11 protein-coding genes and 1 riboswitch are annotated in these 9,070 nt (G+C 63.2%); of the genes, 3 read left to right on the top strand and 8 right to left on the bottom strand.

Annotation, left to right across the window (positions count from 1 at the left end):
* Positions 1 to 32: 32 nt before the first annotated feature.
* The 3 genes from EN749_RS23685 to EN749_RS23695 all read right to left on the bottom strand — a co-directional run bounded on the left by EN749_RS23685 (position 33) and on the right by EN749_RS23695 (position 2,515).
* Positions 33 to 824, bottom strand: a complete 792-nt coding sequence (locus EN749_RS23685; protein ID WP_128364076.1) for a CbtA family protein — start codon at positions 822 to 824, stop codon at positions 33 to 35.
* 15 nt (positions 825 to 839) lie between these two features.
* Positions 840 to 1,019: a CbtB-domain containing protein gene (locus EN749_RS23690; RefSeq protein WP_127322049.1), complete on the bottom strand. Its 180-nt coding sequence runs from the start codon at positions 1,017 to 1,019 to the stop codon at positions 840 to 842.
* A gap of 35 nt (positions 1,020 to 1,054) precedes the next feature.
* Positions 1,055 to 1,250: riboswitch (cobalamin riboswitch) on the bottom strand.
* Between the two features lie 65 nt (positions 1,251 to 1,315).
* A complete protein-coding gene (locus EN749_RS23695) occupies positions 1,316 to 2,515 on the bottom strand; it encodes an MFS transporter (protein WP_128364077.1) in 1,200 nt (399 codons plus the stop codon).
* 222 nt (positions 2,516 to 2,737) lie between these two features.
* Between EN749_RS23695 and EN749_RS23700 the strand changes: the two genes are divergently transcribed.
* Both EN749_RS23700 and EN749_RS23705 read left to right on the top strand, forming a co-directional pair.
* Complete coding sequence (locus EN749_RS23700; RefSeq protein WP_128364078.1) at positions 2,738 to 3,736, top strand: DUF1624 domain-containing protein; 999 nt, start codon at positions 2,738 to 2,740, stop codon at positions 3,734 to 3,736.
* On the top strand, positions 3,733 to 4,209 hold the full coding sequence (locus EN749_RS23705; RefSeq protein WP_128289017.1) for an isoprenylcysteine carboxylmethyltransferase family protein: 477 nt from the start codon (positions 3,733 to 3,735) through the stop codon (positions 4,207 to 4,209). The genes EN749_RS23700 and EN749_RS23705 overlap by 4 nt, the downstream gene beginning before the upstream one ends.
* Positions 4,210 to 4,525: 316 nt before the next feature.
* On the opposite strand, the gene EN749_RS23710 is transcribed toward EN749_RS23705, so the two are convergent.
* From EN749_RS23710 to EN749_RS23735, 5 genes are all read right to left on the bottom strand, one after another.
* Positions 4,526 to 4,912: a MerR family DNA-binding transcriptional regulator gene (locus EN749_RS23710; protein WP_023685221.1), complete on the bottom strand. Its 387-nt coding sequence runs from the start codon at positions 4,910 to 4,912 to the stop codon at positions 4,526 to 4,528.
* A 157-nt stretch (positions 4,913 to 5,069) separates the two neighbouring features.
* Positions 5,070 to 6,488, bottom strand: coding sequence for a magnesium transporter (gene mgtE, locus EN749_RS23715; protein WP_127268000.1), 1,419 nt, complete (start codon positions 6,486 to 6,488; stop codon positions 5,070 to 5,072).
* Positions 6,489 to 6,832: 344 nt separating this feature from the next.
* Positions 6,833 to 7,237 (bottom strand): DUF1515 family protein, encoded by a 405-nt coding sequence (locus tag EN749_RS23720; RefSeq protein WP_128364079.1) that lies wholly within the window; start codon positions 7,235 to 7,237, stop codon positions 6,833 to 6,835.
* Between the two features lie 182 nt (positions 7,238 to 7,419).
* Complete coding sequence (locus tag EN749_RS23730; protein ID WP_128364081.1) at positions 7,420 to 7,713, bottom strand: hypothetical protein; 294 nt, start codon at positions 7,711 to 7,713, stop codon at positions 7,420 to 7,422.
* Positions 7,710 to 8,831 (bottom strand): N-acetylmuramidase domain-containing protein, encoded by a 1,122-nt coding sequence (locus EN749_RS23735; protein ID WP_128364082.1) that lies wholly within the window; start codon positions 8,829 to 8,831, stop codon positions 7,710 to 7,712. The genes EN749_RS23730 and EN749_RS23735 overlap by 4 nt, the downstream gene beginning before the upstream one ends.
* Before the next feature lie 53 nt (positions 8,832 to 8,884).
* On the opposite strand from EN749_RS23735, the gene EN749_RS23740 reads away from it, so the two are divergent.
* On the top strand, positions 8,885 to 9,070 hold a 186-nt coding region (locus tag EN749_RS23740), incomplete at its 3' end, for a hypothetical protein (RefSeq protein ID WP_145990982.1).

Genomic DNA, 9,070 nt, shown 5'->3' on the forward strand with positions numbered 1-9,070 from the left:
CGCCGCCGATGAGGAAGGTCAGTGTCTTGCGATCAGGCAAAGCTGTCGCGCAGGCTGGTCGCGGTGCCGGTGAAGCGGCCACGCACCACACCGACGACCGCGCCGAGCACCAGCCAGAACACCAGATTGGTCACGGTCACCGCCACCACGAACTGGTGATGCAGCCCTTCCGGAATCGCCGTCTCGTAACTGCCGGGCTGCGGCGCACCGACAATATGCGGCGCGACGATCAGCAGGACGGCAAGGATCGCCAGCGGCAGCGACTTGCGGAACGCGATCAGGCCGAGACCGGCGGCGGTTGCCGCCACCGTTGCCCACCACCAGATCTGCCGCTGGGTGAGATCGGCGGCCGGCATGGCCGGCAGTTCCGGCGGCAGGCCGAGGCCAGGCGCCAGCGTGAACACGGCGAAGCCGGCCAGGCCCCAGAACACGCCCTGGCGCCAGCCACCGATGCCGCCGGCGAATTCGGAGACCGCGACCAGGATCAAGGCGAAGCCGATGCCGGTGACAATGTTGGCAAGCACGCTGAAGGCGAAACGCTCGAAACCCTCTGCCGGCGCCCAGCCTTCGTCTGCCGGAGCGGCTTCCGCCGCCGGGGCAGCAGAGCTCATGGCATCTCCCGCCGGTGCAGTTGTGCTCATGGCATTGCTATCCGTTGCGGCCGGAGCGGCATGGTCATGGTGATGCCCGCCGCCCGCCTGTTCGTAGACTTCCGCCTTCAGGATCAGCGGCACGGTGGCGTAGGCCTGCAGGCAGGCGAGGACGACGCCGGCCACGAGCCCTGCGATCGCCGCGATGAACACGACGTTGCGAAACAGGTTCATGATGTCAGCCCCTCGTCAGTGGCAGGGAAACGCCATCGAATGGCGATAGTCGTGAGCCGCATTGTGGACCGCATCGATATGCGAGAAGCCGACAAAGCCCATCACGAAAATGCCGAGCAACGCGGCAAGCGCGAGCTGCATGAGGCGCGACTGCGAGGAGACGGAGGCGCCGAGGGAGACGGAAGCGGTAGTCATGTCTTGTCCTTTCGCCCTCCACCCGAGGGCATCGAAGTCAGTTTCCTGTCGCCGGCAGGTCTCCTGGCTCACGGATCAGCGTCCTTCCCCACCTTCCCGAAGAAAATCTTCAGTGGCATATGGAGAGGACTACCGCACACAGTTGCGGGGGCAGCCACGGCATTGGGCAAAATTCGCCCTCACCGCATTCCCTCTTGGCTCCAAAATGGAACCGGCGACACCGGTGACTATAGGCAGAATCCTTGCTTCCGGCAAACCAAATTCCGCCGGTGACCATTGCGAATGCGCCATGAAGGTCAAAGTGATTTCGGCAGATAGCGCCACGTCACAAAGCCGCAGACCGCCGCCAGCAGACCGAGCGTGACGAACACCGAGCCCAGGCCGAAGACGGCCAGCGCCACCGAATAGACCAGCGGCGGCGTCAACTCGGAAAAGTCGAGATAGGTGCGGTAGACCGCTGCCATCTGAGATCTTTCATAGGAGCGCACCGAGCGCATGAAGGCGGTCGAGCCGAGGGCGTCGAGCGCAATGGTGAAGAAGGCACCGCAGAGCAGGAAGGCGCCGGTAAGCAGCGGCACGGTTTCGCCGACGAAGCCCGCCGCCAAAAGCGCGGCCGACATGGCGAAATAGGCAAACGTCATGGTCCCGCGGCCACCAAAGCGCTTTCCTGCCTTGCCCCAGAAAATCGCCATGAACAACAGCGCGTTGCCGGCCGAAACCAGCAGGCCGCCGGCCAGCTTGCCCTCGCCTGTGATGACCATGAACAGCGGCCCATAGACGAAGAACGTCGTCCAGAAACAGGAGCGCCCGAAAGCGATCAGCCAGGCCAGCCTGAGCCTGGGCTGCGCGACGAAGCGGCCGATATTGGCGAGCGGATTGACTGGCCGTGTCTTGCCCGGACGAATAGACTGGTTGTCGCCGAGGCGGTAGGTCCAGAACAGCGCCAGCAGGGCAAACGCGAACACCGCGACCGTACCGTGCGCGGCATAGATGCCGAAGCGCGTGTAGAGGAAGATGCCGAGCGTCGGCCCACCAGTCCAGGCCAGCATCGACCACGCCATGCGCAGCGATTCGGCCTGCATGAAGTCGGTCTTGCGGATGTGGTCCATGATGTAGAGGTTGAGCGTGATCGACAGCGCGCTGGCGCCCATCACCCGGCACAGCATGCCGGCCAGTTGCCCGGCAAGCGTGTCGGTAACGAAGAACAGCGAGCCGACGGCCAGCAGGCAGGCGCCTGATGTGTAGACCCAGCGCCGGGCAAAACGGCGGATCAGCATCGGCATGAACAATGTCACCGACAGCCCGAGCATCGCCACCACGGTGTAGAGCATCGACACGATCTGCTCGTTGTGCAGGATCTCGTAGGCCTGGATCGGGATGACGCTCGACACCGTGGCGCGGGCGAAGGATTCGACCGCATAGAGCGACGCGAAGGTGCGCGCGTCCGCGGCCTTGAGAGCCGGCAGCCAGATCGGATGGCGCACATGGGTGGACATTGCTTTCCCCGAAGCAGATTCACCGGGTCAAATCTGACGTGGCGATCCCAGCGCCAATAAGAGGAAACCGACGCGCATCCGGCAAAAGCGAAGCCGGCCAAAGGCTTCCCTGCACTGGCCCAATGCCGCGGCTGATCCGGGTTGTCGGCAGAGTTGCCGGTCTTCTTTTGTGCCGGGCAACCGTGATAGTCCTCCAGCGGGGCTGAATCAGAATGCGAGACCATGAGCATCCAAACGCCGACCGCACCCGTTCCGGATCGACCAAAGCGCATCGTCGCTATCGACATCGTTCGCGGCATCGCGCTGATCGCCATGGCGAGCTACCATTTCACCTGGGATCTGGAGTTCTTCGGCTACACCGATCCCGGCCTGACCGCCTTCGGCTGGTGGAAGATCTACGCGCGCGGCATCGCCTCGACCTTCCTGTTCCTGGTCGGCGTCAGCCTGTACCTCGCCCATGGCCGACAAATCCGCTGGAACGGCTTCTGGAAGCGATTCGCCATGGTCGCGGGAGCCGCGATCGCGATATCGGTCGTCACCCGGATCGCCACGCCGGATGGATTCATCTTCTTCGGCATCTTGCATGAGATCGCGCTGGCCAGCCTGCTCGGCCTCGCCTTCCTGCGCCTGCCGGCTTTGTTGACGCTGGTCGTCGCCGGGCTCGTCATCACGGCGCCTGTCTATCTGCGCCTCGAGGCGTTCGATAACCCATGGCTGTGGTGGGTAGGCCTGTTGGCGAACAATCCACGCTCCAACGACTACGTTCCGTTGTTTCCATGGTTCGGCGCCGTGCTTGCGGGCATCGCGATGACGAAACTCGCCACCGGTTCAGGCGTACTTGCCCGGCTTGCCGAATTGGCGCCCGGTCGCTGGGCCAACCCGCTGGTCTTTATCGGCCGGCACAGCCTGGCGTTCTACCTGATCCACCAGCCATTGCTGATCGGCTGCATGTGGCTGTTCTCGCAGATCATGCCGGCACAGGTCGAAACCCCGCAGGTGAATTTCCTCAAAACCTGCCAGCTGTCCTGCGAGCAGTCGCGCGACACCGAGTTCTGTACGAGCTACTGTGTCTGCATGCTCGATACGCTCGAGGGTGAGGCGACGCTTGATCGGCTCTACAACAACGACCAGACTGCGGAATGGAAGACGCATCTGTCCGATCTCGCCGGCATGTGTACCGCCAAGACCGACAGCAAGTTGATGGAGGAAGGGGTCAAATGACCGAGAACCAGCCGAAGCCGGGGCTCATACCGTGGCCGCCGCTGATCTACACCGCCGCCATCGCCATCAGCATCGCGCTGGGCCTGCTCTATCCCCTGCCCTGGATCGGTGACCTCCTGGGCGATATTCTTTTCGCCACCGGCTGGGTGGCGCTGTTTGCCGTCGCCGCGCTCTGGGTCACCGCGATCCGCGCCATGGTCCGCGCCAAGACCACGCTGAACCCGAACGCTGTGCCCGATCACCTGGTCACCACGGGTCCCTTCGGCATCACCCGCAATCCGATGTATCTGGCCAACACCCTGCTGTTGATCGGGGTCGCCTTTGTCTCGGGCATCGTGTGGTTCCTGCCGCTCGCATTCATCGCCGCCTATGCCACGCAAAAAATGGCGATCGAAGGCGAGGAAAAGGTGCTGGCGGCGAAATTCGGCAAGAAGTACCGCGACTACGCCAAACGCGTGCGCCGCTGGATCTGAGCTGCCGCCCCTGGTTTCCATCGCGGAGAGGTTTGACAGGTGCACACTTCGGCGATTAGCCTAAGTCTTGCGAACTTCGTCATCCTAGGGCGAAGCAGGAGCGCAGCTCCGTCGCGGAGACCCTAGGATCCATGCCGTGACCTCGGTCGAGGAGTGCAGCGGAGCAAAGTTCTGCGCCGTCGCGGTGCATTGCAGTCATGGCATGGATCCTAGGGTCTGCGCCGCGTCGCTACGCTCCTTGCTCCGCCCTAGGATGACGAAGGAATAGACGTCTCCGCTAATTCCGAACGCTAACGCGCGACAGAATCCAGTCCGCTCAGGTATTCACGCCAAGCTCAACCAGCCGCTCCACACAAGATTCCTCGGCCTGGTCGAGTTCAGCCAGCGTCTCCTCGAGATCGCGGCGCTTCTGCCGGAGATCCTCGCGCTTTTCCTCGATGCGCTTGATCATCAGGTTGAGTTGGCCGACTTCGCCAGGCGGCTCCTTGTACATCTGGATGATTTCGCGGATTTCGTTGATCGAGAAACCAAGCCTCTTGCCGCGCATGATCTGACGGATGAGGTGCCGGTCGGAGGGGCGAAACAGCCGCGTGCGGCCACGCCGCACCGGCTGCACCAGCCCTTCGTCCTCGTAAAAGCGCAGCGTCCGCGTCGACACGTCGAACTCGCGGGTCAACTCGGTGATCGAATAATATTCTCGCATTGCCACTCCCGCACGCCGAAACCAAGGGGCGATCGCCATGCCGGCGTCACCCTTATGTCCCGAACCAAAACCCGTGCCATGCCGGAATCGACATGGCGCCCCGCGCAAGCCTCGCACGGCATTTACGTAAAAGTCAATTAAGCCAAAAGGCGTGCCTTCAGGGCACACCGAACCACCAGGTGGCAATGCCGAGAAATGCAAAGAAGCCGACGACGTCGGTAACCGTGGTGACAAAAACTGCCGAAGCGACCGCCGGATCGATCTTGAAACGATCGAGCAGCAGCGGGATCAGGATGCCGGCCAGAGCGGCCACGAACATGTTGATGATCATCGCCGCCGCGATGATGCCGCCCAGATTGGGGTCACGGAACCAGGCTGCCGCAACGATGCCGATCAGGATGGCGAAGACGATGCCGTTGATGAAGCCGACACCCATCTCGCGGCGAATGATGCGGCCGGCATTGTAGATGTCGAGATCCCTGGTCGCCAACGCCCGCACGGTGACGGTCATGGTTTGCGAGCCGGCATTGCCGCCCATGCCGGCGACGATCGGCATCAGCACCGCCAGTGCGACGATATGTTCGATCGTGCGGTCGAACAGACTGATCACCGACGCCGCCAGGAACGCGGTCAGAAGGTTGATCAGCAACCACGGAACGCGTGAGCGCGAGGTCGAAAAGATGCTGTCGGAAAGCTCCTCGTCGCCGACGCCGCCCATGCGCATCAAGTCTTCTTCGGCCTCCTGCTGGATGACGTCGACAACATCGTCGATGGTCAGAACGCCAACCAGCCGTTCGTTCTCGTCGACGACTGCGGCCGACAAAAGATCGTATTGCTCGAATTCCCGTGCAGCCTCTTCCTGGTCCATGGTGGCCGGAATGGCGTGCCGCGTCTCGTGCATCACTTCCTCGACCTTGACCGAACGCTTGGTGCGCAGGATCTGGTCGAGGTCGATGGCGCCGAGCAGCTTGAAGCTCGGATCGATGACGAAGATCTGGCTGAAGCGCTCGGGCAGATTCTGGTCGTCGCGCATGTAGTCGATGGTCTGGCCGATCGTCCAGAACGGCGGCACCGCGACGAACTCGGTCTGCATGCGGCGGCCGGCCGTCTCTTCGGGATAGTCGAGCGAGCGGCGCAGCCTGATCCGCTCGGTGAACGGCAGCTGCGACAGGATCTCGTCCTGATCCTCCTTCTCGAGGTCTTCGAGAATGTAGACGGCGTCGTCGGAATCGAGCTCCTGTACCGCCTGCGCGATCTGCGCATTGGGCAGACTGTCGACGATCTCCATACGGATCGCCTCGTCGACCTCGGTCAGCGAGGAGAAGTCGAAATCGGCGCCCAGGAGCTCGACCAGCGCGTGGCGCTGTTCGGGATGCAGCGCCTCGAGCAGGTCGCCGAGTTCCGACTGGTGCAGGTCGTCGACTTCATGCTTGAGGGTCAGCGTGTCGCGGTCGGCGATCGCCGCGCCAATCCGCGCCAGGAAGGACGAAAGCACGGCGCCGTCCTCGCCATAGATGTCGGCGTGGTGCTCCTCGGCGGCCCTGGCGCCAATCGTCCGTTCGTGCTCGCCTTCCACCAGCGCCTCCCGCCACAAGAATCCCGGAAAAGGTGCAAATCAGGTCTAGAGCATCGGACCCAAAGGGGAAACCGGTTTTGGGAGAATCCGTCGCTCAAAAAGAAAGTGGCGTAAAGCGCGGGAATATCAAACGAAATGCGCCCGGCCCGCAGCGGGCGGAGCTTGCACAATCGGGATCTGGGAAGGAAAATGGTGCGGTCGAGATGCACCCGCACCTGTGTGTGCTTTTGAAAAGACAGCGAAATTCGGCAAAACGTGAAAATTGGTGGCACAATAGGTGGCACAATTGGTGACACACAATAGGTGCGGCTAGCGCCCTCCTCCCGCCACACCGGCACGCGCTGTCACATGCCGCGCAGGGCGCGCCAGATGTCGGTCCAGAAATAGGTGATCAGCGACCCCATCGAGGCGAAGGCGATGCCGGTGACGCCGAGCGCGCCCATGCCCATCAGCTTCCAGCGGGTCACCTCGGCCGTCACCGCCTTGACCTCGGTCATGTCGTCGGTCAGCATCTTGACCGCGCCTTCTGTTTCGGCCAGCCGGTCAACCAGCTCGTCGGTCTTGGCGTACATCTTCGACCGGCTGGCGGCGGCGCGCTGTTCCGATTGCTCATAGCTCAAGGCGGCGCGCGCATCCGAATCCTTGATGTCGCGGCGGATCTCGGTGACGTCGCGCTGGACGCCTTCCATGGCGGCGACAAGGCCGCCGACCATCATTTCCAGGCTTTTGGCCCCTGCCGATGCTGCCATGCGATTTCCCCCAGCCTGCGCTGCCACGGTTTCATTTCAGTTCCGCTCGGCGCTTGGCGCTGGCTTTTGTCTGCCGATCGCATTCTGCCGGCGTGTAAAGACCTATGGCGCAGCCAGGGGCGACCGTGTGGTCGATCCTTGCCTGATCCTCGATCGTCTTGCCCTGTGCGCCTGCAAGGCCGTTACCGAGGGCCAAGCGTAGCGCTGGAACACCGTTGACGCCGGAAGTCCCACACGCCGCGAGCAGCAATGCAGTCGTCAAAAGACCGGCTGGCCTCAATGCCCTTGCGTATCGCATCCTGGTTGTCCTTTTCGATCTGGTCGCGCACTTCCTGCGCGCCCCAATGCTTGACAAGTTCGTAGCCGCCCCAGACCGTGCCGGAGATGGCGAGCGCGATTGCCACCCATGCGATGATACCGGCGAGCGGCCGGGGAATGCCGACCAGGCCGGCGATGATGGTGATGAGCCAGGTCATGGCAGGGCCGGATCGGACGCCGGCAGGGCGGCGCCCGCATCGATATCGCCCTCGTCGGTGCGCCGGCTCTTGAACCATCCCCAGATGGCATAGCCTGCCAAGCCAAGGCCGATCGCGCCGGACCCCGCCAGCAGGACATTGGCGACGGTCTGCGCCGTGTCGGCCTGGATGCCGGTCAGGTAGCTTGCGGTTTCCGCCACCTGGTCGCGTGCGGCCACGACAAGCACCATGAAGCCGCCGGCCTTCGTCGCGTCCTTGACCTCCGGAACATCGCTGACCAGTTGCCGGCCGGGCTGTTCGTCGGCGCTCTGCTTGAAGGCATCAAGGCGACGCATGGTCTCGGGACCGGCAACGCCGTCGGCCTTGATCTTCTGCGCCTTCTGGAAATCCTTCACGGCGTCATTGGTCGACGGGCCATAGTCGCCGTCGACGGTGACCGCGTAGCCGGCACGCACCAGCAGGGTTTGTAGTTCGCGCACCTTGGCGCCCTTCGCGCCCATGCGCAGCATGCCGGTGGCGGCCGAGACAGGTGCTGCGCCGGACAGGCGCTGATAGGCCGCCGCCATCTTGAGATGGTAGCCTTTCTTGCGGAAGCCGGAGCCGTTGTAACCGCGGGCAAAGCCGGTGAAGTCCAGCCGCTGCAATTCATCGGCGAGGCCGAATTTCTCGATGAAGCGCGCCATGATGTCGATCTGGCCGGCGGCACTTTCGCGGGCACGGGCGATCATGGCATCGACGCTGGCGAATCCGAGCCGCTTCCAGTGCGCCGTCATCACCTGGCCAAGGCCTATGGAGAAGCTTTCAAGCGCTGCCTGCCGGTTGATCAGCGAGGCGCGGGTAACGATCTCCCAGCGCTTCGCCTGGCTGGCGGGGTTCTTGACAGCGCCGGCCGTCGGGCTGGCAAGGCCCTGCGCTCGCGCGACGGCCCGCTGCGCGGCAGTCAGCCTTTGGTCGAAGTAATGCCCCTCCCAGCGGATCAGCGGCTCCTGCCTGCCCTTGACCAGGGCGGTGACCTGGCCGGCGCTTTCCACCTCGGCAACAGCCTGCAACGCGGCAGGCTCGCATTTCAGATGGTCGGCGATGTCGCCGATCGCCTTCAAAGTCGGCGCATCGAACATGGGATGTTCCTTCGTTTGATGATTGGCTATGGTCGGCGCCGGGAGGAGCCGGGATGAAACGACGCGACTGGTTTTCGCTGCCTAAGCCGTGGCTGGAACTACGTCCGGAGTTGCGGCATCGGGTGATCGAGGAAGCCGGCGAGATCCGAACCTGTGACGGCGGGCATCTCCGGCTTGTCAACGGTCAATGGGACGTGATCGCCAGCGGCGACCGAAACGATGCCGATGTCGTACTCAAC

The sequence above is a fragment of the Mesorhizobium sp. M7A.F.Ca.ET.027.02.1.1 genome, from assembly GCF_004022985.1.
Taxonomy (GTDB): domain Bacteria; phylum Pseudomonadota; class Alphaproteobacteria; order Rhizobiales; family Rhizobiaceae; genus Mesorhizobium.

What these genes read in the sequence shown, in the direction of transcription:
- EN749_RS23685 (WP_128364076.1), bottom strand. Translation starts at nt 824, where the DNA reads ATGAACCTGTTTCGCAACGTCGTGTTCATCGCGGCGATCGCAGGGCTC.
- EN749_RS23690 (WP_127322049.1), bottom strand. Translation starts at nt 1,019, where the DNA reads ATGACTACCGCTTCCGTCTCCCTCGGCGCCTCCGTCTCCTCGCAGTCG.
- EN749_RS23695 (WP_128364077.1), bottom strand. Translation starts at nt 2,515, where the DNA reads ATGTCCACCCATGTGCGCCATCCGATCTGGCTGCCGGCTCTCAAGGCC.
- EN749_RS23700 (WP_128364078.1), top strand. Translation starts at nt 2,738, where the DNA reads ATGAGCATCCAAACGCCGACCGCACCCGTTCCGGATCGACCAAAGCGC.
- EN749_RS23705 (WP_128289017.1), top strand. Translation starts at nt 3,733, where the DNA reads ATGACCGAGAACCAGCCGAAGCCGGGGCTCATACCGTGGCCGCCGCTG.
- EN749_RS23710 (WP_023685221.1), bottom strand. Translation starts at nt 4,912, where the DNA reads ATGCGAGAATATTATTCGATCACCGAGTTGACCCGCGAGTTCGACGTG.
- EN749_RS23720 (WP_128364079.1), bottom strand. Translation starts at nt 7,237, where the DNA reads ATGGCAGCATCGGCAGGGGCCAAAAGCCTGGAAATGATGGTCGGCGGC.
- EN749_RS23730 (WP_128364081.1), bottom strand. Translation starts at nt 7,713, where the DNA reads ATGACCTGGCTCATCACCATCATCGCCGGCCTGGTCGGCATTCCCCGG.
- EN749_RS23735 (WP_128364082.1), bottom strand. Translation starts at nt 8,831, where the DNA reads ATGTTCGATGCGCCGACTTTGAAGGCGATCGGCGACATCGCCGACCAT.